The sequence below is a fragment of the Nonlabens sp. Asnod3-H03 genome (assembly GCF_045063665.1).
Taxonomy (GTDB): Bacteria; Bacteroidota; Bacteroidia; order Flavobacteriales; family Flavobacteriaceae; genus Nonlabens; species Nonlabens ulvanivorans.
The window spans coordinates 1,922,484-1,945,984 of record NZ_JBEFOD010000008.1 but is presented as its reverse complement, the minus strand read 5'-3'; the positions used below and the strand labels follow the sequence as shown (position 1 = coordinate 1,945,984).

The 23,501-nt window shown below is 35.2% G+C and carries 23 protein-coding genes; 15 read left to right on the top strand and 8 right to left on the bottom strand.

What is annotated here, in order from left to right:
* Positions 1-194: 194 nt before the first annotated feature.
* The 5 genes from ACJJVI_RS12095 (at position 195) to ychF (ending at position 3,727) form a co-directional block, all read left to right on the top strand.
* Positions 195-704 carry an RNA polymerase sigma factor gene (locus ACJJVI_RS12095; protein WP_042248801.1) on the top strand — a complete coding sequence of 170 codons (510 nt, stop codon included), beginning with the start codon at positions 195-197 and terminating at the stop codon, positions 702-704.
* Entirely contained in the window at positions 701-1,165 is a 465-nt protein-coding gene (locus tag ACJJVI_RS12090) for a hypothetical protein (RefSeq protein ID WP_042272547.1), read from the top strand. The genes ACJJVI_RS12095 and ACJJVI_RS12090 overlap by 4 nt, the downstream gene beginning before the upstream one ends.
* A gap of 31 nt (positions 1,166-1,196) precedes the next feature.
* Positions 1,197-1,721, top strand: a complete 525-nt coding sequence (locus ACJJVI_RS12085) for a DUF4252 domain-containing protein (protein WP_036580804.1) — start codon at positions 1,197-1,199, stop codon at positions 1,719-1,721.
* A 76-nt stretch (positions 1,722-1,797) separates the two neighbouring features.
* Positions 1,798-2,451, top strand: coding sequence for a DUF4252 domain-containing protein (locus ACJJVI_RS12080; protein WP_348020986.1), 654 nt, complete (start codon positions 1,798-1,800; stop codon positions 2,449-2,451).
* Between the two features lie 181 nt (positions 2,452-2,632).
* Entirely contained in the window at positions 2,633-3,727 is a 1,095-nt protein-coding gene (gene ychF, locus ACJJVI_RS12075) for a redox-regulated ATPase YchF (protein WP_036580798.1), read from the top strand.
* Between the two features lie 108 nt (positions 3,728-3,835).
* Here ychF and ACJJVI_RS12070 read toward each other — a convergent pair whose 3' ends face one another.
* The 4 genes from ACJJVI_RS12070 to ACJJVI_RS12055 all read right to left on the bottom strand — a co-directional run bounded on the left by ACJJVI_RS12070 (position 3,836) and on the right by ACJJVI_RS12055 (position 6,396).
* Complete coding sequence (locus ACJJVI_RS12070) at positions 3,836-5,104, bottom strand: DUF748 domain-containing protein (RefSeq protein ID WP_405352146.1); 1,269 nt, start codon at positions 5,102-5,104, stop codon at positions 3,836-3,838.
* 84 nt (positions 5,105-5,188) lie between these two features.
* Complete coding sequence (locus ACJJVI_RS12065; RefSeq protein WP_348020983.1) at positions 5,189-5,626, bottom strand: hypothetical protein; 438 nt, start codon at positions 5,624-5,626, stop codon at positions 5,189-5,191.
* 3 nt (positions 5,627-5,629) lie between these two features.
* The gene (locus ACJJVI_RS12060) at positions 5,630-5,863 is read right to left on the bottom strand and encodes a VF530 family DNA-binding protein (protein ID WP_036580793.1); all 234 of its coding nucleotides are present in this window, start codon (positions 5,861-5,863) and stop codon (positions 5,630-5,632) included.
* 2 nt (positions 5,864-5,865) lie between these two features.
* The gene (locus ACJJVI_RS12055) at positions 5,866-6,396 is read right to left on the bottom strand and encodes a phosphoglycerate mutase family protein (RefSeq protein WP_042297190.1); all 531 of its coding nucleotides are present in this window, start codon (positions 6,394-6,396) and stop codon (positions 5,866-5,868) included.
* A 171-nt stretch (positions 6,397-6,567) separates the two neighbouring features.
* Between ACJJVI_RS12055 and ACJJVI_RS12050 the strand changes: the two genes are divergently transcribed.
* The 5 genes from ACJJVI_RS12050 (at position 6,568) to ACJJVI_RS12030 (ending at position 15,131) form a co-directional block, all read left to right on the top strand.
* The gene (locus ACJJVI_RS12050; protein ID WP_036580788.1) at positions 6,568-8,430 is read left to right on the top strand and encodes a DNA topoisomerase IV subunit B; all 1,863 of its coding nucleotides are present in this window, start codon (positions 6,568-6,570) and stop codon (positions 8,428-8,430) included.
* A gap of 61 nt (positions 8,431-8,491) precedes the next feature.
* Positions 8,492-11,173, top strand: a complete 2,682-nt coding sequence (locus tag ACJJVI_RS12045) for a DNA gyrase/topoisomerase IV subunit A (RefSeq protein ID WP_405352142.1) — start codon at positions 8,492-8,494, stop codon at positions 11,171-11,173.
* Between the two features lie 71 nt (positions 11,174-11,244).
* Positions 11,245-11,685, top strand: coding sequence for a large-conductance mechanosensitive channel protein MscL (mscL, locus tag ACJJVI_RS12040; RefSeq protein ID WP_042248818.1), 441 nt, complete (start codon positions 11,245-11,247; stop codon positions 11,683-11,685).
* A 145-nt stretch (positions 11,686-11,830) separates the two neighbouring features.
* Positions 11,831-14,689, top strand: a complete 2,859-nt coding sequence (locus ACJJVI_RS12035) for a hypothetical protein (protein WP_397299059.1) — start codon at positions 11,831-11,833, stop codon at positions 14,687-14,689.
* A gap of 121 nt (positions 14,690-14,810) precedes the next feature.
* Complete coding sequence (locus ACJJVI_RS12030) at positions 14,811-15,131, top strand: EF-hand domain-containing protein (RefSeq protein WP_405352140.1); 321 nt, start codon at positions 14,811-14,813, stop codon at positions 15,129-15,131.
* Positions 15,132-15,208: 77 nt separating this feature from the next.
* On the opposite strand, the gene ACJJVI_RS12025 is transcribed toward ACJJVI_RS12030, so the two are convergent.
* From ACJJVI_RS12025 to ACJJVI_RS12015, 3 genes are read right to left on the bottom strand one after another with little or no spacing between them, the layout of a single operon-like run.
* A complete protein-coding gene (locus ACJJVI_RS12025; RefSeq protein ID WP_348020978.1) occupies positions 15,209-16,045 on the bottom strand; it encodes a TerC family protein in 837 nt (278 codons plus the stop codon).
* A 10-nt stretch (positions 16,046-16,055) separates the two neighbouring features.
* A complete protein-coding gene (locus tag ACJJVI_RS12020) occupies positions 16,056-16,424 on the bottom strand; it encodes a hypothetical protein (protein WP_042297195.1) in 369 nt (122 codons plus the stop codon).
* Positions 16,425-16,459: 35 nt separating this feature from the next.
* Positions 16,460-16,876, bottom strand: coding sequence for a helix-turn-helix transcriptional regulator (locus tag ACJJVI_RS12015; protein ID WP_235183318.1), 417 nt, complete (start codon positions 16,874-16,876; stop codon positions 16,460-16,462).
* A 381-nt stretch (positions 16,877-17,257) separates the two neighbouring features.
* Here ACJJVI_RS12015 and ACJJVI_RS12010 point away from each other — a divergent pair, with 381 nt between their 5' ends.
* The 4 genes from ACJJVI_RS12010 (at position 17,258) to ACJJVI_RS11995 (ending at position 20,121) form a co-directional block, all read left to right on the top strand.
* The gene (locus tag ACJJVI_RS12010) at positions 17,258-18,382 is read left to right on the top strand and encodes a M14 family zinc carboxypeptidase (protein WP_405352138.1); all 1,125 of its coding nucleotides are present in this window, start codon (positions 17,258-17,260) and stop codon (positions 18,380-18,382) included.
* Between the two features lie 80 nt (positions 18,383-18,462).
* The gene (locus ACJJVI_RS12005; RefSeq protein WP_036580768.1) at positions 18,463-18,936 is read left to right on the top strand and encodes an Lrp/AsnC family transcriptional regulator; all 474 of its coding nucleotides are present in this window, start codon (positions 18,463-18,465) and stop codon (positions 18,934-18,936) included.
* 3 nt (positions 18,937-18,939) lie between these two features.
* On the top strand, positions 18,940-19,458 hold the full coding sequence (locus ACJJVI_RS12000) for a DinB family protein (RefSeq protein WP_042272135.1): 519 nt from the start codon (positions 18,940-18,942) through the stop codon (positions 19,456-19,458).
* A gap of 114 nt (positions 19,459-19,572) precedes the next feature.
* Positions 19,573-20,121: a type 1 glutamine amidotransferase domain-containing protein gene (locus ACJJVI_RS11995; RefSeq protein ID WP_348020975.1), complete on the top strand. Its 549-nt coding sequence runs from the start codon at positions 19,573-19,575 to the stop codon at positions 20,119-20,121.
* A 71-nt stretch (positions 20,122-20,192) separates the two neighbouring features.
* On the opposite strand, the gene dnaN is transcribed toward ACJJVI_RS11995, so the two are convergent.
* Complete coding sequence (dnaN, locus tag ACJJVI_RS11990) at positions 20,193-21,308, bottom strand: DNA polymerase III subunit beta (RefSeq protein ID WP_036580761.1); 1,116 nt, start codon at positions 21,306-21,308, stop codon at positions 20,193-20,195.
* Between the two features lie 186 nt (positions 21,309-21,494).
* On the opposite strand from dnaN, the gene ACJJVI_RS11985 reads away from it, so the two are divergent.
* Positions 21,495-23,432 carry a S8 family serine peptidase gene (locus ACJJVI_RS11985; RefSeq protein WP_348020974.1) on the top strand — a complete coding sequence of 646 codons (1,938 nt, stop codon included), beginning with the start codon at positions 21,495-21,497 and terminating at the stop codon, positions 23,430-23,432.
* The last annotated feature ends 69 nt before the right edge of the window (positions 23,433-23,501 follow it).

The following is a 23,501-nucleotide window of genomic DNA, read 5'->3' as shown; positions in this document are numbered from 1 at the left end:
TCAAAGATAACGAGCAGTTATCACACTTACATAACGTATTATTCTTTTATTTAGTTTGATTTTTCTGTATTCGCTTTCGCGAAAGCGAACTCATAATACCCATTGTTTCTTTATGAAAGCATGATATTTGAAAAAAAATAAAGGATCTTGTAACAATAAAATAACATGCTCGTCATGGTAGTATAACCAACACAATGAACCAACAAAAATTCATAGCTGTTTTTAAAGAAGTGCAACACAAAATGTACTTTTTATCAAAACGCTTGCTTACCTCGCATGAAGAGGCAGCAGATGCTGTGCAAGAAGTAATGGCAAAGTTATGGGAGAAAAGAGACACTCTAGAAGAAGTGAAAAATAAAGAGGCATATGCCATGCAAATGGTAAAAAACTTTTCTCTAGATCGCTTAAAGAGTAAACAGGCTGGGCATTTAAGAATTGTACATAGCAATTATGAAGATGATCATCGCAATGCTCAAGAAGAGATGGAACGCAAGGCAAAAGTCACAATGGTACAGAATGTGATTAATACCTTACCAGAGCAGTATAAAGTGGTACTGCAATTGCGAGATATACAGCAATATGACTTTGAAGCCATAGAGCGCATATTAGACATGAAAGCCACCGCAGTGAGAGTCACTTTAAGTCGAGCCCGTAAAATGCTCAAAGAAAAAATTGAAGAACAGTATCAAATAGACATCGCATGAACGAACTATTACATAAATATTGGGAAGGACAATCCAGTCTGGAAGAAGAGCAAAAGCTCATAGCTTACTTTAATAGTGAGACTGTAGCTCCAGAACATGAGGTCTACCGCAGCATCTTTAACGCCTTTGAAGAAGAAAGCGTGATGAAAGAGGATTTAGATTTTGATGCCTTTGCAAAACTGGCACCAGAAGAAAAACCTAAAGATCACTCAAAAATCAGAGTGCTTAAAGGATTAGGTATTGCCGCAGGATTTGCTGCGTTGATAGCTGTAGGTTCTAATTACATAGGAACGACTGAAACTAACACAGATTTAGGAACCTATGAAGATCCTAAAGAGGCGTATCACGCAACGGTAGAAGCTTTACAGTTGGTGTCGACTAAGTTTAATAATGGACGTAAAAATTTAAAACCACTAAGTGAAATTAATAATAAGACAGAGAAAGTCTTTAAAACTAAATAATTAAAATCAAGAATCTCTTAAAATAAAAAACATGAAAAATTTAATTTACATAACAGCTTTCTTGCTTACCAGTGGTATAGCAATGGCACAAAACTTCAGCGCACTAGATAATCTTAAAAACACATCAGAGACTGTTGTGACCGATGAGATGTTTGCATTAATTGCAGGAGTAGATATCGATAGTGATGATAAAGAATTCAACGAGATTAAAAAAATTATTGATAATCTTAAGGAATTACGCATTTATGCTACAGATAATCCTACTAGCGCTGCAACCTTAAATTCATTTGCTCAAAAGTATATCGCAAATAATAACCTTGTGAAATTAATGCATGTTAAAGAAGATGGACAGATGTTCTCTTTTCACATGCGCAAAGGTAGTAATGATAAAAAAGTACGTGATCTAGTCATGTTGATTAATGGCTCTGGTGATAATGATGATAAAGACACCGTATTTCTTATTATATCTGGTGATATTGACTTAAACCAGATTTCAAAGCTTACTAAAATGATGAATGTTCCAGGTCAGAAGCAAATAGAAGACGCTACAAACTAATCATTTATCTATACCTGATAAGCCAGATAGTTGACCAGTATCTGGCTTAATTTTAAAACCATTAAAACTTACCATTATGAATAATCTTATTATACGAGTCCTAGCACTAGGAATTACCTTAATCCTGTTTCTTACTTCATGTAGTTCAGATCCTAGTTTACAACAGTACTTTGTGGATAGTCAGGAAAAGCAAGGCTTTATCACAACAACCATCCCTAAAAGTATACTAGGATTAGATGTTTCTCAAATGAGTGATAAATCACAAGAGGCTTATAATTCAATCGATAAGGTAAATTTACTTTATTATCCAATTGATAAGCAAAATACAGCCGCTTTTGAAAAAGAAAATGCACAACTTAATGCGATTTTAAAAAGCGATGATTTTAAAACTTTAATGACTCACAAGTCTGATGGTGTCAATATGCGTTTTTTATATGACGGTTCTAGTGAGAGTATTGATGAAATGATTATTTACGGTTCTTCTCCAGAAATGGGATTAGGTGTCGCTAGAGTATTAGGTGATGATATGAAACTGGGTTCTATTATGAAAATGATGGAAGAAATGAAGGATGTAAATCTAGACCAGACAGGTATCAATAATATTCTTAAAGACATAGGTGTAGATTTAAATGAAGAAGGAGAAATCGATGAAGAAGCCGTTAAAAAGATTATGGCTTCAAAAGGTATGGATACTACTAATTTGCATATCGACATGAATAGTAAAGAGTAAGAGAAAGTAAATTTGTTTAAAAACCGCTATAGTTTCTATGGCGGTTTTTTTGTGTTTAAAAGTGAATATTTTTAAATATAACAAATTGCAAGAATCGGTTTATATTTGCACGCCTTTTAAGATAGTGATGATGGTATATCTCGCTTTCGCAAAAGCGCAATAACAACAAACATTACAACACATGAAAGCAGGAATAGTAGGATTACCTAACGTGGGAAAATCTACCCTTTTTAACTGTCTGTCTAACGCCAAAGCGCAAAGTGCAAACTTCCCTTTTTGTACCATAGAACCTAATGTAGGTGTGGTAAATGTACCGGATCCTAGATTAAAAAAGTTAGAAGAGCTAGTTAATCCAGAACGTGTGATTCCAGCAACTGTAGAGATTGTGGATATCGCTGGACTAGTTAAAGGAGCTAGTAAAGGAGAAGGATTAGGGAATCAGTTTTTAGGTAATATACGTGAGACAGATGCTATTATTCACGTTTTACGTTGTTTTGATAATGATAATATTATACACGTAGATGGTAAAATAAACCCTATAAGTGATAAAGAAACTATCGATATAGAGTTGCAGTTAAAAGATCTAGAAACAGTAGATAAAAAACTAGAAAAAGTAAAGCGCGCAGCTCGCACAGGTAATAAAGAAGCTCAAAAAGAAGAAGAGGCTTTAATGAAAGTTAAAGATGCTTTAGAAGCTGGTAAATCTGTACGTACGATAGAATTTGATGAAGCTATTCATGATGAGTTTATCAAGCCATTACAGTTTATCACAGATAAGCCTGTATTGTATTTATGTAATGTTGATGACGCATCTGCAGTGACAGGTAATGCATATGTTGATCAGGTACGTGAAATGGTAAAAGATGAAAATGCTGAAGTACTCGTTCTAGCTGTAGGAACAGAAGCAGATATTGCTGAACTAGACGATTATGAAGAACGCGAGATGTTTCTAGCCGATATAGGTCTAGAAGAAGCAGGAAGTGCAAAGTTGATACGTAGTGCTTATAAATTACTGAATCAGCAAACTTATTTTACGGCTGGAGTAAAAGAAGTGAGAGCATGGACCGTAAAAATAGGAGCAACAGGACCACAGGCTGCTGGTGTCATCCACACAGACTTTGAAAAAGGATTTATACGTGCAGAGGTAATCAAGTATGACACCTTTGTAGAATATGGGTCGGAAGCAAAAGTAAAAGAAGCAGGAAAGCTTAAGATAGAAGGTAAGGATTACATCGTGCAAGATGGTGATGTAATGCACTTCTTGTTTAATGTTTAAAAATTAAATCTCGAGGTTCAACTCGAAATATAATTGATAAAAAAAAACCGAATCTACTTTATGTAGATTCGGTTTTTTATTTATCCTAAGAATAGAGAATACTTAATATTAAGTATCACTTTTTATTTGTTCAATCTCATATTCTAGATCAATGTTATCATCAGGATTGTCATTGGAATTACGGCGTTGGGCTCGATTTGTTACACGTTCAATTCGACGTTCTTCCCTACGCAACCTTCTTGCTTCTTTACGCGCCTCAGCCGAATCATTTTTTTTAGTAATGGCGTCGTTAAACCCTATTGTATCATCTACATTGCTATCAAACGCATTAAACCATCCATTCTCAAAAATGTTAAAAACAGAACTCCAAATTCCAATCTCTGTATTTTCTACAGATCCTTCAATAGGAATGTTAGTAGCAAGTGTGTCAGTACCTTGATTTTTAAGAACAAATTTGAATAAACCTACAAAACTTTCCCAAGCTATTTTAAATATATTAGTATCCTCATCACTCCACTTATCGACAATTTTAGTATCTGTCATCAGTGGTTTAAAATAACCTTTCATATAACCATCTGCTATTGCCAGTTCACTAGCAAGTTCAAACTTTCCTTCTTCAAAATCTATACCTGCATAATGTAAAGTGAGGTCATTGAGTGCTGTTATGTCGGCATTTTTTATGGTCATGTCTAGGTTCATATCTGGGATTTCTTTGATAAGGTCAAGTTTCCCATTTAAATCTAGATTTCCATTCCCTATGGTGGTTGCGGTAGCTTTAAGTGTAGAAGGTAATGCGAGAGATGATTGCTCAGCATTCTGTAAGTTAGTAGCAAGCGCGTTTACGTTAGATAGGTATAAATCAATATTAGGCTCAGCATATAAACCTGTAAATGTAAATTCACCATCTATAGTTTCAAATCGATTGATTTGTAAAGGGACAATATCAGTAAGAACTGCATACCACACATCGGCACTCGGTTCATCTAGAGAACCATCAGCTGCTATGTGATCCTCAAAAGTATAGCTTATGGATGGATGCTGCATTTCTATTTCACTAACAACGCGACCATCAAGTAATGCGCCCCATTGTATAGAGATATCTGTCTTGGGGAAATTGAGAAAAGGTGTTTGTGTTTTAGAATCAACTTTATCTAAGTACAATCCATTGAGTTGATAAGCACCACGGTATAGTGAGATACCTACATCATCTATATGGCCGTAATATCCTGGGATATCAGCTAATGTTTTATTTAACTCATCACGCACATAGTATGGCAAGTAAATTCGGCCTGCAACTAATATGATAATCAGAGTAAGTGGAATTAGAACCTTCTTACGTTTAAACCACTTTTTCTTTTTTCTAGGTATTTCATTCATTTAACAAAAATATCCAGTATATGTCTGGCATTTTGTTAATTACTTGTTATGTTTATTGTTTTAGATGCTTCATTAGTTTATCTCTTAAAAACTCATTTTGGCATTTAATAATTGAAATAACTTCTCAGGATCTTTACTTAACAAGATAATACTTTTAGAAATTCCATTATGATCAAATTGAATTTGGATTTTCATACGATTTCTCGTTACGGACTTCAAGTTTTGTATTGGTATTCTATGAAGTAAGTCAAACCTGTCTGCAATACTTGCCATAAAGGTGTTTGTAGTAATCCATAATTCTTCATCAGTAACTCTTATTCTTAAAGCTTTATTTGCACCGCCATATTTTGTAATAAAAGATTTTGTTGAATAGCCAGAAGCACCATCTTCTTGATAGATAAAATTGGAATTATCCAGTTTAGGAAAAGGTTTTAGCGCTTTTCTACCGTCGATTACAAATTTTGTACAGATCAAAATAGCTGCAATTAGCCATATGATTAAGAAAATATACTGTGGTTGCATCGATTATTCTTCTTCATCTACAGGAGCGCAGGTCTCTACCCAAAGTGCTTCCACTTTATCACGAGCCCATTGGGTACGCCTTAAGAATTTTAAACTTGACTTTATAGTAGGATTAGTATTAAAAGAGTTGATTCTTATACGGTCGCCCAGCTCATCCCAGCCAAATTTCTCTACGAGATCTTCAACGATTTGAGCCAGTTTAATGCCGTGTAATGGGTTGTTGGGTTGTGTGCTCATAGTTATTTCTCCATAAAATCCATAGATTCCTTAACACCGCTAGATTTACCTGACTCGCTAACACGTACGTAGAAATAAGAATCATAATCGTTATCATCTAACGGGTTATAAATACTATCGTTTTGAAGTTGGTTAGTGTACTCATTAATGGTGTTGCTATGACCAAAAAGCGCAACCGTTTTACCTCTATATTTTTCTAGTAAATCAAGTGCCTTAACCGTGCGCACATCATAGATTTCCACATCCATGTCATGTGCTGCAGCAAGTGGTGCAGCGGTCGCTTTGGTACGTTTGTAATCAGAGCTTATGATGTTGTCTACATTTTTAAGGAAAAAGTAATTTACCCATGCATCAGCACGTTTTTTTCCTTCCTCAGTAAGTTCAGGATCGCTACCTTGATCAGTGCGTTTTTCTGCATGTCTTATAAAATAGAAAGTAGTGATTCCTTGATTGTCAACTGGTTCACCTTGTTTAGGGCCTGTGTTACAAGACAATAGACTTAAGAAAGTGAGTAGTAATAATAACTTTTTCATGATTTTTTAATAAAGCTTAAAACTACTGCTTTTTAGACTTTTATGGTGTCTAGATAGCTGTTGATATTTATCCACAATTGAATTAGAAATGATGTTAATTAATTTCGCTTTCGCGAAAGCGAAATTCAAACAGATATACTTATATTTCGGGAAAGACTGCAGAATTAATTTATGGCTGAAAACACGCAATATACAGAGGATAACATCCGCTCACTGGACTGGAAAGAACACATCAGAATGCGTCCTGGAATGTATATCGGGAAACTGGGCGATGGATCCAGTGCAGATGATGGAATTTATATTTTAGTTAAAGAAGTCATCGACAACTCTATTGATGAATTTGTAATGGGATCTGGTAAAACCATTGAGGTCTCTATACAAGGTGAACGTGTGACTGTACGTGACTATGGTCGTGGTATACCATTGGGTAAAGTAGTAGATGTTGTTTCTAAAATGAATACTGGTGGTAAATATGATAGTCGTGCGTTTAAAAAGTCTGTAGGGTTAAATGGAGTAGGTACTAAGGCTGTAAATGCGCTATCGAGCTATTTTCGTGTAGAATCTACCAGAGATGGGAAAAGCGCCAGTGCCGAGTTTTCTCGAGGTGAATTGAATGATCAAGAGATGTTAGAAGAGACATCGCGACGCAAAGGAACTAAAATGACCTTTGTGCCCGATGGCGAGATTTTTAAGAATTTTAAATTCCGACCAGAGTACGTAGCGCGTATGTTGAAAAACTATGTGTACCTCAATCCTGGATTAACCATTATGTTTAATGGTGAAAAATTCTTCTCTGAAAATGGTTTAAAAGATTTACTGAGTGAAAATATTTTAGACACTGATCGTTTATATCCTATAATTCACTTAAGGAGTGAAGATATTGAAGTAGCAATTACTCATAGTAGAACGCAGTATAGTGAAGAATATCACTCTTTTGTAAATGGTCAAAATACAACACAAGGAGGAACGCATCTAGCCGCGTTTAGAGAAGCTCTTGTGAAAACGGTAAGAGAGTTTTACGGTAAGAACTATGAGGCCAGCGATATACGTAAATCTATAGTCAGCGCTATTGCGATAAAAGTTATGGAGCCTGTCTTTGAATCACAGACTAAGACTAAGCTAGGATCTACAGATATGGGTGGTGATTTACCTACCGTACGCACATTTATAAATGATTTTTTAAAAACTAAACTAGATAATTACCTTCATAAACATAGCGATGTTGCAGAGGCTTTACAACGCAAAATAGTTCAAGCGGAACGTGAACGTAAAGAGCTCTCTGGAATAAGAAAACTAGCAAAAGATCGTGCTAAAAAAGCAAGTCTACACAATAAAAAGTTACGAGATTGTCGTGTTCATTTAACGGACAGTAAGAAAGAAAATAATCTAGATAGTACCTTATTCATTACCGAAGGTGATTCGGCTAGTGGATCAATTACAAAATCTCGTAACGTTAATACACAAGCCGTTTTTTCCTTGCGAGGTAAACCACTTAATTCTTATAACATGTCTAAAAAGATTGTTTATGAGAACGAAGAATTTAACTTGTTACAGGCGGCTCTCAATATTGAAGACAGTATGGAAGATTTGCGATATAATAAAATCGTAATCGCCACTGATGCAGATGTTGATGGAATGCACATTAGATTACTACTTATCACATTCTTTTTACAATTCTTTCCAGAATTGATAAAGAAAGGACATATTTATATTTTACAAACGCCTCTTTTTAGAGTACGTAATAAGAAAGAAACTAGATATTGTTACACACCAGAAGAACGTGCAGCTGCTCTAGCAGACTTAGGAAAAAATCCAGAAATCACCCGATTTAAAGGACTAGGTGAGATCAGTCCAGATGAGTTTAAGCACTTTATAGGTGAGGACATGCGTCTGGACCCTTTAATGCTAGATGATAATATGAGTATTGAAGATTTACTACGTTTTTATATGGGTAAAAACACACCGGATCGTCAAGAGTTTATCATCGATAATTTGAAGGTAGAACTTGATATAATTGAAGAAGATACTGTGTAGTACGCTTTCGCGAAAGCGTGATTAATCTAACAACCGTTAACCGATAACCGTTAACTAACAAATGAGTGAAGAAAACGAAGAATTAGAGCCAATCCATGAAGGCGAGATCATAGAACCTACGGAGAGCATTACTCGTATTACGGGAATGTACAAGGAATGGTTCTTAGATTATGCGAGTTATGTAATATTGGAACGTGCGGTACCAGCGATTGAAGATGGTTTTAAACCTGTTCAAAGACGTATCATGCAGTCTATGAAAGATCTAGATGATGGACGTTATAATAAGGTAGCAAACATTGTAGGTCATGCCATGCAATATCATCCACATGGAGATGCTAGTATAAGCGATGCCATGGTACAAATAGGGCAAAAAGATATGCTCATAGACATGCAAGGAAACTGGGGAAATATCTTTACAGGCGATCCTGCAGCGGCTTCTCGTTATATAGAAGCAAGATTGTCAAAGTTTGCGCTAGAAATTCTTTTTAATCCTAAAATTACAGAATGGCAATCCAGTTATGATGGCCGTCGTAAAGAACCTGTTAACCTACCGGTAAAATTCCCGTTACTACTCGCACAAGGAGCTGAAGGAATCGCAGTAGGACTAAGTACTAAAGTGTTACCACACAATTTTATTGAGTTAATAGATGCTTCTATAAAGCATTTACAAGGTAAAAGATTTACTATATATCCGGATTTTCCGACTGGTGGAGAAATCGATATTTCTAATTATAATGACGGTTTGCGTGGTGGTAAAGTGCGTGTGCGCGCAAAAATGCACGCACCAGATAAGAATACGATAATCATCACTGAAATACCGTATTCAACAAATACAAGCTCTTTAATCGACTCGATTTTGAAAGCCAATGATAAAGGTAAAATCAAAATTAAAAAGATAGAAGATAATACGGCAGCAGATGTTGAAATTATGATACATCTTCATGCTGGAATTTCTCCAGATAAAACGATGGACGCCTTATTTGCTTTTACAAATTGTGAGTCCAGTATCTCTCCACTAGGTTGTGTGATAGAAGATAATAAACCATTATTTGTAGGTGTTACAGAGATGTTGCGTCGCAGTGCAGATCATACTGTTGATTTATTAAAACAAGAGTTAGAAATACAACTTGATGAAGTAGAAGAGCAGTGGCACTTTGCATCATTAGAGCGCATTTTTATTGAGAATAGAATTTATCGCGATATTGAGGAAGAGGAAACATGGGATGGAGTTATCACTGCGATTGATAAAGGATTAAAACCGCACATAAGTCATTTAAAAAGAGCTATTACTGTAGATGATATCACGAGATTAACAGAGATTCGTATTAAACGTATTTCAAAATTTGATATTGATAAAGCACAGCAAAAAATAGATGCCCTTGAAGAACGTATTGCACAGTTAAAGCATCACCTAGAGCATCTTATTGAATATGCGATTGATTACTTTAAATCTCTCAAAAAGAATTATGGAGAAGGAAGAGAGCGTAAAACAGAGATCAAGACCTTTGACGATATCGTAGCTACAAAGGTAGTGATGAGAAACACTAAGCTCTACGTAAATAGAGCCGAAGGCTTTATTGGTACTTCATTAAAAAGAGACGAGTACGTTACCGATTGTGCAGACATAGATGATATCATAGTATTTACTAAAGATGGAACGATGATGGTGACTAAAGTAGATGCTAAAACCTTTATTGGTAAAGACATTATTCATGTTGCTGTCTTTAAGAAAAAAGATAAGCGTACCATATATAATGTGATTTATCGAGATGGTAAAACAGGACCTAGTTATGTAAAGAGGTTTGCCGTAACGAGTATGACCAGAGATAAGGCATATCCTATGGGTAAAGCAGATAAAGGATCTCAGGTACATTATTTTAGTGCAAATCCTAATGGAGAGGCTGAGGTTGTAAGTATAAATCTGCGCCAGCAAGGAAGTATTAAGAAAGTAAAATGGGATTTAGATTTCTCTGAGATTTTAATTAAAGGTAGAGCATCCAGAGGTAATCAAGTGACTAAGTATAACATTAAGAAAGTAGAACTTAAAGAAGAAGGTGTAAGTACCTTGAAACCACGTAAAATTTGGTTTGATGATACGGTACAACGTTTAAATGTTGATGGAAGAGGTGAGCTTTTAGGTGAATTCAGAGGAGAAGATCGATTGTTAATTATCAATCAAAAAGGATTAGTTAAAACTATAATTCCTGAGGTAACAGCTCGTTTTGATGACGATATGATAGCTTTAGAGAAGTGGTCTCCTAAAAAACCGATAAGTGCTATATATTTTCATGGGGAAAAAGAATTATTTTACGTTAAGAGATTCTTAGTTGAAAATGAGGAAAGAGAAGAAACATTCCTGCCAGATGTTGAAGGTTCTTATCTTGAAGTTATTTCTACAGACTATAAGCCTGTTGCTGAGCTAGTGTTTAATAAACCCAGAGGTAAAGAACAACCACCTAATGAACCTGTCGATATCGACGAGTTTATAGCGGTTAAAGGAATAGGTGCACAAGGGAACCAGCTTACTAAAAGTAAAGTGAAACAAATTAACTGGTTAGATCCATTACCGTTTGAAGAGCCAGAAACCACTCCAGCGGTTGAGGTCGAAGTTAATGACGAAACGGTAGTGTCTACTACTGAACCTTCAAATGCTAATGCAGCAGCAAAACCTAATAAAGAAGTTAAAGATGATAATGCGCCAGATCCAGATATCGATGATAGTGGACAAGCGAGTCTTTTTTAAAAGTTAATTATTTATCTAATCCTGCTTTCGCGAAAGCAGGATTTTTATTTTTATACCACAATTTATAAACGATGGGAATACTAACTGAATTTAAGGAATTTGCCGTAAAAGGTAATATGATTGATATGGCGATAGGTATCATCATAGGAACAGCTTTCAATAATGTAGTGCAGACCTTAGTGAAAAAAGTATTACTGCCACCACTGTCATATCTTACTGACGGTATCAATTATGAAGACAAAAAATGGGTTTTGAAAGAAGCAAATCCAGATCTAACGGGTGATGCGGCTAAGGCAATCGAAATAGGGTATGGAGAGTTTTTTCAAGTAAGTCTAGACTTTCTTGTAATCGGTTTTACCGTATTTCTAGTAGTCAAAGGAATGAACAAATTACGTAATAAGTCACATGACTCTAAAGATAAAACAGTCGTTACACCTAAGGATATTGAATTACTTTCAGACCTTAAAGAATTGATGAAAGAGCAAAATGAATTGCTATCTAAAAAGTCTTAACATCGGTTAAAAGCATGTTGAATCGACTGAAAACGTGTATTTTGTCTTTTTTTTTAGCTTTTTGTCTTTTTGTTACATTTTTAATTTGGCGTTACTCATAAAGGGATAAGTAGATAATAAATTTGCATTCCCTATTAATAGCGTTATGAGAATTTTTATTACCCTACTTTTTTTTAGTCTTTCTACCGTTCTTTTTGCTCAAGTCGGAATTAATACTGATAATCCATTTGCAACATTAGATATAAATACAGATACACCAGTATTACCTAGTACAGGAATACTTATTCCACGAGTAGATGATTTTGCGACTACTAATCCAGACATCAACCAGCAATCTTTACTTGTATATCTTACTACGGCAGTTAGTCGTAACATTACTGGTACAGGATTAGAAAATTATGAACCTGGTTTTTATTACTGGGATAATGCCTCTACAAATTGGATATCTTTTACAGCAGGTGGATCAGGTTGGAATATAGAAGGTAATGATAACATTGACGATACCCAGCATTTTATGGGAACCACCACAGCACAAGATGTAGTATTTAAAGTTAATGATATTCAAAGATTTAGAATGACTGAATCTGGTCAATTAGAAGTATTTGCAGAAGCAAAGTCTATATTTATAGGTGAAGACGCCGGTAATAGTTATGTGCCTACAGATGCGACTGGTAGAAAAGGAGAACAGAATGTATTTATAGGTTATCAATCTGGTACTCTTAATACGATTGGGCGTGATAATATGGCGGTAGGTACTTTAAGTCTATCTAAAAATGTAGACGGTAATTTTAATACAGCGATAGGTGATGAAGCTTTGGAGAATTCGGTATCGTCTTCAAATAATACAGCTATAGGTAATGATGCCATGCGTTATGCAACTAGTAGTGCTGATAATACCGCAATAGGAGTTGGATCTCTTGCAAATGCACGCAGTTCAAATCATGTAGCCGTTGGATATCAAGCAGGTAATTCTGTAAGTAACGGTGCAGGTAATACGATTATAGGTGCTAATGCAGATGTGACTGCTGGGAATTTGTCAAATTCTGTTGCAGTAGGTAATCAATCTCAAATAGGTAATAATACAGCTACAGCTATAGGATACCGATCAACTGCGGCTGGTCAAAACTCTATTGCATTAGGACAGTCTAGTTCTGTAACTGCTCAAAATGCTATAGTTATAGGTAGCTTGAGTACTTCAAATGGTTCTAACTCTATCGCTATAGGAGAGTCCGCTAGTGCTAGTAATAATGACGCCATTGCGATGGGAAGTGATGCTATTGTTAATGGTGTGAATACAATAGCTATAGGTCATAACGCTAGTGCCGCAAACTCTAGTTCAATTGCTATAGGATCATCAACAGCAGCACCACAGCAATATGCTATATCTATAGGAGCAAATGCTTCTACAGCATCTACTCGTGCTATTGCGGTCGGATTCAACTCTGAGGCTACAGGTGATAATGCAGCATCTTTTGGTTATCTAGCGATTTCCACAGGAACTAACGCTTTAGCATTAGGTACAACTTCTAAAGCAACCGGTTCTGATGTCATAGCAATAGGTAATAGCGCTACCAATACTTCAAGCAACTCTGTAGCCATCGGTAGTAGCGTTAATAATACAGGTGGTAATAGTGTAACGATAGGTGATACAGCCATCAACACAGCCGCAAACTCTGTTGTTATAGGTTCAAATACAAATGCGACAGGACAAAACTCTGTAAATGTCGGTAGAAATGCAGATACATCTGGATCTAATGCCATCGCCGTAGGAGCAAATACTGATGCGACACTTACAGCAATCGCTATAGGTAGCGATGCACAAGCGCTAGGAGAAAGTTCTACAGTAATTGGAGATGACGCAAAATCTAATAATCTTAATGCTGTTTCTATAGGAAACGAATCTGATGCAAACGGTAATCAATCTATATCTCTGGGTCACAGATCTAGTACTACTGCTACTAATAGTATAGCTATAGGGAATTCTTCTTCTGGAGAAAGTATTTCTGCGGTGGCTATAGGAAATATGGCACGTGCTTCAAAACAAAATTCTATAGCGATAGGAGAAGATACAGATGCTTTAGGAGAAAATGCACTTGCTATAGGAACAGATGCTAATTCTAATGGTGCTCGATCTCTAGCAATTGGCCAAGACGCTTTAAGTTCTTCAGATAGTGCAACATCATTAGGATTCAATTCTGGTGCAAGTGGAGCTTTAAGCACCGCAATAGGAGCTGAAGCAAAAGCAAGTGCAAATAATTCATCTAGTTTAGGAAATAAAGCAAATGCCTCTGGTACAGAATCATTAGCATTAGGTTTTGAAGCCAAAGCATCACAAGACACCGCAATAGCTATAGGTAAGAAATCAACATCTAGTGGTGTAGATGCTATCACGATAGGTAACACTGCCACTGCGGTAGGAACTCGCAATATTGCAATAGGTTCTCAATCTAGAGCTAGCAATAGTGCTGCTTCTAACTCAGTTGCAATAGGTACTGGTGCCGTGGTTAAACACAATAGATCTATTGCATTAGGTGATGGTGCTACCACCACAAAAGATAATCAACTGATATTAGGTAACATTTCTGAACTAGAAGCTGTATCAGCAAATATTAAAACTACGGGAACCATTACAGCAAATAATTTTGTGTCTTCAACAGGTGTTGCTGGTTATGCAGATTATGTATTTGATATCTACTATGAGGGCAAATCAGAATTAAGTAAAACTTATACATTTCCTACTATTGATGAAGCAGAAGCTTTCGTTAAGGCTAATGGACATTTAATAGGAGTGAAGTCTATTGAGGATATTGAAGCTCAAGGAATGACAGTAAATGTTACAGAGACAGCACTGAAAAACTTAGAAAAATTAGAAGAACAATTTCTTTATATAACAGAACTGCATTCTAAATTAAAAACTCAAGAATTAAGAATTCAAAAATTAGAACAATCACTGGAGCGTATTGATGCATTAGAAAAAAGACTGGATGCCTTAAGTAACGATTAGAAGTATTTATTTCGCTTTCGCGAAAGCGTAATTTAAAAAGCCCATCTCTAATGATGGGCTTTTTTTATGTCACCACTAAACTATTGTACATAGATTAAGTCAAATAAGAAAACCAATTTATATGAAAGCACTTAAATTAGTAGCAATAGCAGTAGGAGTTGTAGTATTAACGAGTTGTGGTTCAACAAATACGACTGAAAAAGCAGCAACTTCTAAAAATGGAGAAAAGCCTGATGCGGCAACTCTTATACAGCAAATGGATACAAATAAAGATGGAAAATTATCTATAGAAGAGGTGCAAGGACCGCTCAAAAATGATTTTGATAAGATAGATACAGATGATGATGGTTTTCTATCACTAGAAGAGCTTAAAAACGCTCCAGTACCAGAGAGACGTTCTGGTGGACCTGGTCAAGGTGGTAGGCCTAACGGTGGTCGATAAATATGATTACTTCATTAAATAGCGCCGTAAATTAATTATTTACGGCGCTATTTAATTTATGAGTATAAGTGAATGGTCTAATTTATTTTTTCATCTTCTTCTAAAAGATCTGTTGTCTTCTTAGTCTTGATTTTTTTACTTCGCAATTTAAAGTTCAAGAATTCAATGAACATTGAGAAGAAAATAGCAAAGTATAGGTAACCTTTAGGAATTGTACCGGTACTTTGATTAAAGATAACTAGGTCGGCCATATGAGCACCTTCAGCAATAAGCATAAACCCAATCAATAATAAAAAGGCAAGTCCTAGAACCTGTACCGATGGATGCTTATTTACAAACTTTCCAACAGGATGAGCAAATACCAGCATAATGATAACAGATATTACGATTGCTATGATCATTAATAGTAAAGCTCCATCTGGATCATCACTCAAACCATTTGTCATTCCTATAGCAGTCAGAATACTATCAAAAGAAAAGACAATATTAATCATAGTGATTTCCATGATAACTTTTGATAGTGCAGATGTTCTCTTACGTTTGACCTCTCTTTGGTCATGTCCTATGTCTTCAACTTTTTCATAAATCTCTTGAGTAGATTTATATAATAAGAATATACCACCAGCGATAAGAATTAAAGACTGCCCAGATATGGATCCGTGAGCCCAGCCCCAATCAAATATAAACCATGGAGCCTGTAGAGATATCAAAACGCTAATCCCAAAGAGTAGTGCGATACGTAAAATCATCGCAAGCGCTAAACCTATGTTAGTAGCTTTCTTTCTTTGATCTGCTGGTAACTTGTCTGCCGCTAGGGAAATAAATATGATATTATCTATACCTAGTACAATTTCTAAAAATATTAATGTTACTAAAGCGATCCACGCGTCTGCACTTGAGAAAATTTCAAACATAATATGTGATTTATTTTTTTACGGCAGTACCTTGATACGTTTGTTCACGACCAGATTGTTTAAATTCAAATGTATAAGAATCTTCAGTCGTGTTTAATATTCTAAAAAGATAAGCTCTACTATCTGCATTTGTTTTTGGATTGATAGGAATAATTCTCCACTCACAATCATTTATCCACTCTACTCGAGAACTGTCAACAACACCTTCATAGGTTTCAATTTGGAATTCTTCTGTTCTTGTAAAAGTTGTTTTCAATAATTTACCACCACTTTCTTGTTCCCATATAAAGGTACCTGTTCTGAAATTTGAACAATCTCTTTCAACTTGATAACATGAACTAGTCATCAAAACTAGCATAAGAATTCCTAAAATACGCATCTCTTATTTTTAAACAAATTTAAGCAATAGCTCATCTATTCTGGGAAGTAATCTTTAAAACTTCCGTCACTATACAAGACGATTATTTTTGATATATTTTTCCCTTTAATTAATGTTTCCGTTTCTTTGGTGATCTCGGGTTTTGGAGTGGAAAATAAATCTGGTGATGGAGTGACTGGTGGATTTACAGCAGCGGTTGTTTCAATTTTATCTTCTTTTTTAACGGTAGGAGCTACTGGTTGAGCAGCAGGAGTCTCAATCATTTCCTTTTTAGGGTAAGAACCTTTACCGTTTAGTAACCAATATAGATCTACCTCTGGAAATTGATCTACAATATTCATGACTAGATCTAGACTAGGTTTGTTACGTCCAGATAAAATATGTGAGATTGAACTGCGACCTACGTGTATAGCTTCTGCAAATGATGATGCGTTCAAATCATTTTTTTCCATGATTTTATGGATTCTCTTTGTAAAATCAGCTGAATTGACCATGTGTTACATTTGTAAACAAAAACAGTGTTGTTTTATTGTTTACAAAACTAAACAATATGTGCATCATACGCAATACGTCCTTATGATTGTAGGTTTATAGTTGAATCTATAGTATACTTGGTAGTAATTAATATGCTGAATTAAAGATTTTTATAGCTACAAGATGTAGTGATGATGGTATATGCTAATGTTCCAGTGGTATAGTCTACAGTTCAACAATTAATATTGATTACAGTTGTAAACAATTCAAAGTGTTGTTTTGTTTACAATTGTAAATTAAAAGGTGTTTACATGTGTAAACTGCGGATGAGTTACATTTGTATCACTTATTTTGTCACAATGAATACAACCTGCTTTAATACTAACGTCATGGCACCTGTTCTCGATAAGCGTTACTTTATATATGAAGATTTTATTAGTTCCTTAGATACTCTTATAGGTAGTTTTAAGGGGTATCACTCTATTAAAAGTGAACTAGGGAAATCTGTTTTAGGTAATTCTATTTATAATGTGCAATTAGGATCTGGTTCAATTAAAATATTGATGTGGTCACAAATGCATGGAAATGAATCTACCACTACTAGAGCGTTGATTCCTTTTATGGATTGGTTTGTAAAGTCAGATAATTTTAAAAAATATTCATTATACATAATTCCTGTTTTAAATCCAGACGGATTAAAGAGATGGACTAGGGAAAACGCAAATTCTGTAGATTTAAATCGAGATGCTCAGAATCTTTCTCAGCCAGAAAGTGTTCTTTTAAAAACTGCATTTGAGGTTTTTCAACCTGACTATTGTTTCAACCTTCATGATCAAAGAACGATCTATGGAACACCAGATGGAAGTAAAGGAATTCACTGTTCTTTCTTATCTCCTGCAGCCGATGAATCTAGAGAGGTGACACCTGCACGTTTAAAAGCAATGAATGTTATCAATCGAATAATTGATTGTATTAGCCATGATTCAAATCACATCATAGGTAGATATGGAGATGGTTTTAATGCAAATTGTGTTGGAGATACGTTCCAATCTCTAGGTGTTCCTACAATACTATTTGAGGCAGGACAGGCAGATGATGATTATTATCGTACCGAAACTGTTCATTCCATATTTAAGTCATTACAACGTGCTATTGAGGTTATTGCGTCAAGTGATGATGTAGATTCTCAAAAAGTGCTTAGTGAGTATCATTCGATTACTCCAATAGAAACTAACTTTTGTGATATTCTCATAAAAAATGTCCCATCAGGTAAAAGTACAGTCGATTTATCTATAATGTATCGAGAGGTTTTGAGCGATGATATTCTTTACTTTGTTCCGTTTCTTACTGGTGTTAATGATACTACAGTAAAAAATGCGCATCGCATTATAGATATGAGTTTAATTGATGCCGTTGTTGACTTTGAGATATCTACAGGGCAAAAGATTATTAGTAATAGTTTAGATATTCAGATTTTCTATTAATTATATGATAAAACTGACTTTTTGTTCGGGTTTATCTTAGTTTTTTGTGTTTTTTTGTAAATAATTGATAAAATAAAGAAATGGCAAGGATTGACGACATAGATAAGCAAATACTTGATGTGTTAATTGAAAACACGAGAACACCGTTTACAGACATCGCAAAGCGATTAAATATATCGGCAGGAACAGTTCATGTACGAGTTAAAAAGATGGAAGAAAGTGGTATAATTAAAGGATCTTCTCTAACAGTGGACTATGAGCAATTGGGATATACATTTATCGCATATATAGGTGTCTTTTTAGAAAAAACGTCACAGACTCAATTTGTAATCAGTCGTATTAAAGAGATTCCTTTTGTTACTGTAGCGCATATTACGACAGGTAAGTTTAATATCTTTTGTAAAATTAGAGCTCAGGACACCACTCATGCAAAAAAAATTATTTTCTTGCTTGATGATATTGAAGGAGTTAGTCGTACCGAAACGATGATATCGTTAGAAGAAAGCATTAACGATAAGAAAAGATTGCTTCACAAAGTTTTTCAAGACCTTTAAATAATGACTCGTAAAGAACTTCAATCAGAAGAGTACAATAGCTACTACGATCATTATTTAAATTTAGTACCAGAGGCAGCAACCATTGATACGATTCTTGAAACTAGTTTAGAGGATACCTTACATTTTATAAAAGCGATAGACAAGCCTCTAGACACTAGATATGGAGAAGGAAAGTGGTCGATAGGTGAGGTGTTGATGCATAATATCGATACAGAACGTGTGTTTGCTTATCGGGCCCTTAGATTTATGAGAGGTGATGTAACACCTTTACCAGGATTTGATCAAGATGTATTTGCTAGAGATTATAAAAATTACGCTTTCGCGAAAGCGGATCTATTAAATTCTTTTCAAGCTACAAGAAACGCTACTATTGATTTATTTAAGTCTATTACGGTAGATCAACTTATGATTAAAGGTATTGCGAGTGATAGCGCTATGAGTGTACGTGTGATTCCTTTTTTAATTGCTGGTCACAATAAGCATCACGAAAACGTGATAATGGAGCGGTATTTAAGTTAATTTTTGCTAAAACGGTAAAATTTAAGAGCCTGCTAAGTAAATCTTAGCAGGCTCTTATTATATAAACACATGGCAGTATGTGACTTTTGTAAGGAATTTAAAATAATATATACCATGAAAAAGAAAGTAGCCATATTAGCCACAAACGGATTTGAAGAAATAGAATTAACCAGTCCTAAAAAAGCATTAGAAGATGCAGGTGCGACTGTACATATTATAAGCCCTTCAGGAGAGTCTATAAAGGCGTGGAATGACGGAAATTGGTCAGAAACGTATAAGGTAGATCATGCAGTGTCAGATGTGTCCGCAAGCGACTATAACTCTTTGATGTTGCCTGGCGGAGTATTGAATCCAGATCAATTAAGACAAGATGATGCATCCATAGGATTTATCAAAGACTTCTTTAAACAACATAAGCCAGTAAGTGCAATTTGCCACGGTATTCAACCCTTGATAGATGCTGACGTTTTAAATGGACGTAAGTTAACATCTTACCCATCGTTGCAGAAGGACATTGAAAACGCAGGAGGAAATTGGGTGAATGAAGAAGTCGTCGTTGATGAAGGCTTTACAACGAGTAGAACACCTGATGATTTAGATGCATTCAATGCAAAGCTTGTAGAAGAAGTAAAAGAAGGTAAACATGAAGAACAACATGCGTAATGTTATGTTAGATATAAATAAAAAGGCTCGCATTATGCGAGCCTTTTTATTTATATAAGAAGTAAGTGCTTTTATTGATTAAGCATTACTGGCATCACAAGCATAGTTACATGTTCACCTTCATCTAGACCATCTACTGGTGTTAAGATTCCAGCTCTATTAGGCATAGACATTTCAAGAGAGACATCTTCACAGTTTAAATTGTTTAACATTTCAATTAGGAAACGACTATTAAAACCTATTTGCATATCATCTCCTTGATAATCACAAGTAAGCCTTTCATCTGCCTTGTTGCTGTAATCTAGATCTTCTGCAGATATGTTTAACTCTGCACCAGCCATTTTAAGTCTGATTTGGTGAGTTGTCTTATTAGAAAAGATACTTACACGTCTCACAGAGTTTAAAAATTGATTACGGGTAATCACTAATTTATTAGGGTTTTCCTTTGGAATAACAGCTTCATAGTTAGGATACTTACCGTCTATTAAACGACAAATTATACTCGTTGAGTCAAACGTAAATTGAGCATTGCTTTCATTATATTCTATTAAAACCTCTGTCTCACTACCTTGTAACATTGATTTTAAAAGATTCAAGGGCTTTTTAGGCATAATAAATTCTGCTGTTTCACTAGCAGATAAATCTTCTCTACGGTATCTTACTAATTTGTGAGCGTCTGTTGCAACAAAGGTTAATGAATCTGTTGAGAATTGAAAGAATACACCAGACATTACTGGTCTAAGGTCGTCATTTCCAGCAGCAAAAATGGTTTTATTTATTGCAGTTGCTAGAGTATCACCTAATATAGAAGTACTACTCGGATCTGTTAAACTTACCGCTTTAGGGAATTCCTCACCATTTGCACAGGCTATTTCAGAACTACCTTTATCATGGCTTACCGTCATGATACCATTATCTGCACTGAAAGTAAGCGGTTGTTCAGGAAAAGTTTTTAAAGTATCAAGTAATAGCTTTGCAGGTATAGCAATGCTGCCGTCATCTTCACTTTCAACTTCTAGGGCGGTAAGCATGGTTGTTTCCATGTCTGATGCAGATACTTTAAGCTCTTTACCATTTAACTCCAATAAAAAGTTATCTAATATAGGTAAGGTGTTGTTACTGTTAATAACGCCACCTAACATTTGAAGGTGTTTCTGTAAATAAGAACTTGAGACAATAAATTTCATATTGTGTTATGCTTTTGTGATACTATTATAGCTTATTTGTGTCATTAGAATTAGTTAAATACAAACCAATTGTAATTTTTTTACGTATTTTTCGACTCTAATACAGTAATTTCTGCAAAGATATTTTAATATCGATAAAGCTGAAAGATACTTATTAACAAAAGAACCCTATTTATAAATAAAAACATGAAAAAGACTACACTTATCCTTGGATTAGCTTTGCTTAGTTCAGGTCTTTCTTTTGGGCAGACCGCTGAAGAGCGTGCGCAAATTACAAAAGATTATGATCTGGAAAAATCAGAAATTTTAATTCAAGACTTCAAGAAACTTGCAAGTTTAAGAAATGCCAGAGTGACTGAGTATATAATACAAAACAATGTTGAGAGAACTTATGTTGACGAGTCAGGTAAACATTTTATGATTTTTGATGTTGTAAATAGTGAACCTATATATAAGACGACTTTCAATACGCAGGCTGGAGTAATGCAAGGAGCAAATGAACTTTGGAATGGTGGTTCTCTAGGTATTAATATTGAAGGACAAAATATGGAAATAGGAATTTGGGATGGTGGTAAAGTACGCTCAACTCACGAAGCTTTAACAGGTCGTGTAAGAGATGGTCAGCTTCTATTTTCACTTAGCTCCCATGGAACGCACGTTGCTGGTACTATGATTGCAAGCGGTCCGAATGTGAATGCAACCGGAATCGCTCCTCAAGCCTCTGTAGTTTCTTATAGTTTTACAGATAACAACGATGAGGCTGAAGTCGCAACAGAGGCTGCAGCAGGTATGATTGTTTCTAATCATAGTTATGGTATTCCAGCAGAGAATGTTGCCCAGAATTTTTTGGGAAAATATGTAGTAGATTCTAGAAATTGGGATTTAATATTAAATACCTATCCCAACCTTGTTACTGTAATATCTGCTGGTAACTCTAGGAATGCTGGAGCAAATACTTTTGATTTTGGGTATGACCTTTTAGTTGGTAATGCTACTTCTAAAAATGCTATGGTTGTAGGTGCAAGTGTAGCGCAAACTAATTACAGCGGTCCTGCTTCAGTTCCTATGTCTAATTTTAGCTCGTGGGGACCAACTGATGATGGTAGAGTTAAGCCAGATATTACGACTAAAGGTGTTAATATGTTATCGACTGACTCTGCAAATGATAGTAGTTACGTATCAAGACAAGGAACGAGTATGTCTGCTCCAGCCACAGCTGGAGGATTAACATTATTGCAGCAATATTATAATTCTTTAAATTCTCAATATATGAGAGGAAGTACGGTTAAATCATTAGCCTTACATACGGTAAAAGAAGCTGGGGATAACGATGGTCCTGACTACGAGTTTGGTTGGGGTCTTTTAGATACAAATGCAGCTGCCTTAGTTATTCAAGATAATGGCAATGCCTCATTGATCGATGAAAGAAATTTGGCTCAATCTGCTACCTACTCACAAACTTTTACAGCAAATACTTCTTCAAAATTAATTGTATCAATAGGTTGGTATGATCCTGCGGGAGTTAGTCAAGGAGATTACAATTATCAAGGTCAAAGTCCTGATCCAACTTTAACTCCAGAGGATAATCCAACTGCATCTTTAATTAACAATTTGGATTTAAAAGTAACCGATGCTTCTGGAACGGTTTTCTATCCTTGGAAACTATCACCAAATAATTTTACCACTGCACCTGCTGCAACTAATAACTCAGATAACGATGTTGATAATTTCGAAAAAGTAGAAATTAATAATCCATCGGGAACTTATACAGTTTCAGTTACTCACAAAGGAAATCTTCAAGGTGGGAATCAAGATTATTCACTTATTATCACAGGCGCAGATCCAGCAACATTCTCTAACAAAGAAGATCAATTAGATAGTTTTAGTATTTATCCTAATCCAGCAACAGATCACTTTACCGTAGCATTTAATAATCAGTTATCTGGTGATAAAATTAATGTCAATGTTTATGATGTTTTAGGACAAGAAGTAATGTCTAGATCATTTGACAACAATGGTTTATTTGAGCAACGTATTTCTACGGCCGACTTAAATTCTGGTATCTATCTTGTAAGAGTTGGAAATGGTATAACGGCAAGTACAAGAAAGTTAATAGTTAGATAATAATATATTCTTATTTTTATTAAAAACCGCTTCAAGTTAAATGAAGCGGTTTTTTTACATCTTTAATTT

What these genes read in the sequence shown, in the direction of transcription:
- ACJJVI_RS12025 (WP_348020978.1), bottom strand. Translation starts at nt 16,045, where the DNA reads ATGTTTGAAATTTTCTCAAGTGCAGACGCGTGGATCGCTTTAGTAACA.
- ACJJVI_RS12010 (WP_405352138.1), top strand. Translation starts at nt 17,258, where the DNA reads ATGAATACAACCTGCTTTAATACTAACGTCATGGCACCTGTTCTCGAT.
- ACJJVI_RS12060 (WP_036580793.1), bottom strand. Translation starts at nt 5,863, where the DNA reads ATGAGCACACAACCCAACAACCCATTACACGGCATTAAACTGGCTCAA.
- ACJJVI_RS12080 (WP_348020986.1), top strand. Translation starts at nt 1,798, where the DNA reads ATGAATAATCTTATTATACGAGTCCTAGCACTAGGAATTACCTTAATC.
- ACJJVI_RS12005 (WP_036580768.1), top strand. Translation starts at nt 18,463, where the DNA reads ATGGCAAGGATTGACGACATAGATAAGCAAATACTTGATGTGTTAATT.
- ACJJVI_RS12090 (WP_042272547.1), top strand. Translation starts at nt 701, where the DNA reads ATGAACGAACTATTACATAAATATTGGGAAGGACAATCCAGTCTGGAA.
- ACJJVI_RS12065 (WP_348020983.1), bottom strand. Translation starts at nt 5,626, where the DNA reads ATGCAACCACAGTATATTTTCTTAATCATATGGCTAATTGCAGCTATT.
- ACJJVI_RS11995 (WP_348020975.1), top strand. Translation starts at nt 19,573, where the DNA reads ATGAAAAAGAAAGTAGCCATATTAGCCACAAACGGATTTGAAGAAATA.
- ACJJVI_RS12045 (WP_405352142.1), top strand. Translation starts at nt 8,492, where the DNA reads ATGAGTGAAGAAAACGAAGAATTAGAGCCAATCCATGAAGGCGAGATC.
- ACJJVI_RS11985 (WP_348020974.1), top strand. Translation starts at nt 21,495, where the DNA reads ATGAAAAAGACTACACTTATCCTTGGATTAGCTTTGCTTAGTTCAGGT.
- ACJJVI_RS12050 (WP_036580788.1), top strand. Translation starts at nt 6,568, where the DNA reads ATGGCTGAAAACACGCAATATACAGAGGATAACATCCGCTCACTGGAC.
- ACJJVI_RS12055 (WP_042297190.1), bottom strand. Translation starts at nt 6,396, where the DNA reads ATGAAAAAGTTATTATTACTACTCACTTTCTTAAGTCTATTGTCTTGT.
- dnaN (WP_036580761.1), bottom strand. Translation starts at nt 21,308, where the DNA reads ATGAAATTTATTGTCTCAAGTTCTTATTTACAGAAACACCTTCAAATG.
- ACJJVI_RS12015 (WP_235183318.1), bottom strand. Translation starts at nt 16,876, where the DNA reads ATGGAAAAAAATGATTTGAACGCATCATCATTTGCAGAAGCTATACAC.
- mscL (WP_042248818.1), top strand. Translation starts at nt 11,245, where the DNA reads ATGGGAATACTAACTGAATTTAAGGAATTTGCCGTAAAAGGTAATATG.
- ACJJVI_RS12095 (WP_042248801.1), top strand. Translation starts at nt 195, where the DNA reads ATGAACCAACAAAAATTCATAGCTGTTTTTAAAGAAGTGCAACACAAA.
- ACJJVI_RS12070 (WP_405352146.1), bottom strand. Translation starts at nt 5,104, where the DNA reads ATGAATGAAATACCTAGAAAAAAGAAAAAGTGGTTTAAACGTAAGAAG.
- ACJJVI_RS12020 (WP_042297195.1), bottom strand. Translation starts at nt 16,424, where the DNA reads ATGCGTATTTTAGGAATTCTTATGCTAGTTTTGATGACTAGTTCATGT.
- ACJJVI_RS12085 (WP_036580804.1), top strand. Translation starts at nt 1,197, where the DNA reads ATGAAAAATTTAATTTACATAACAGCTTTCTTGCTTACCAGTGGTATA.
- ACJJVI_RS12000 (WP_042272135.1), top strand. Translation starts at nt 18,940, where the DNA reads ATGACTCGTAAAGAACTTCAATCAGAAGAGTACAATAGCTACTACGAT.
- ychF (WP_036580798.1), top strand. Translation starts at nt 2,633, where the DNA reads ATGAAAGCAGGAATAGTAGGATTACCTAACGTGGGAAAATCTACCCTT.
- ACJJVI_RS12030 (WP_405352140.1), top strand. Translation starts at nt 14,811, where the DNA reads ATGAAAGCACTTAAATTAGTAGCAATAGCAGTAGGAGTTGTAGTATTA.
- ACJJVI_RS12035 (WP_397299059.1), top strand. Translation starts at nt 11,831, where the DNA reads ATGAGAATTTTTATTACCCTACTTTTTTTTAGTCTTTCTACCGTTCTT.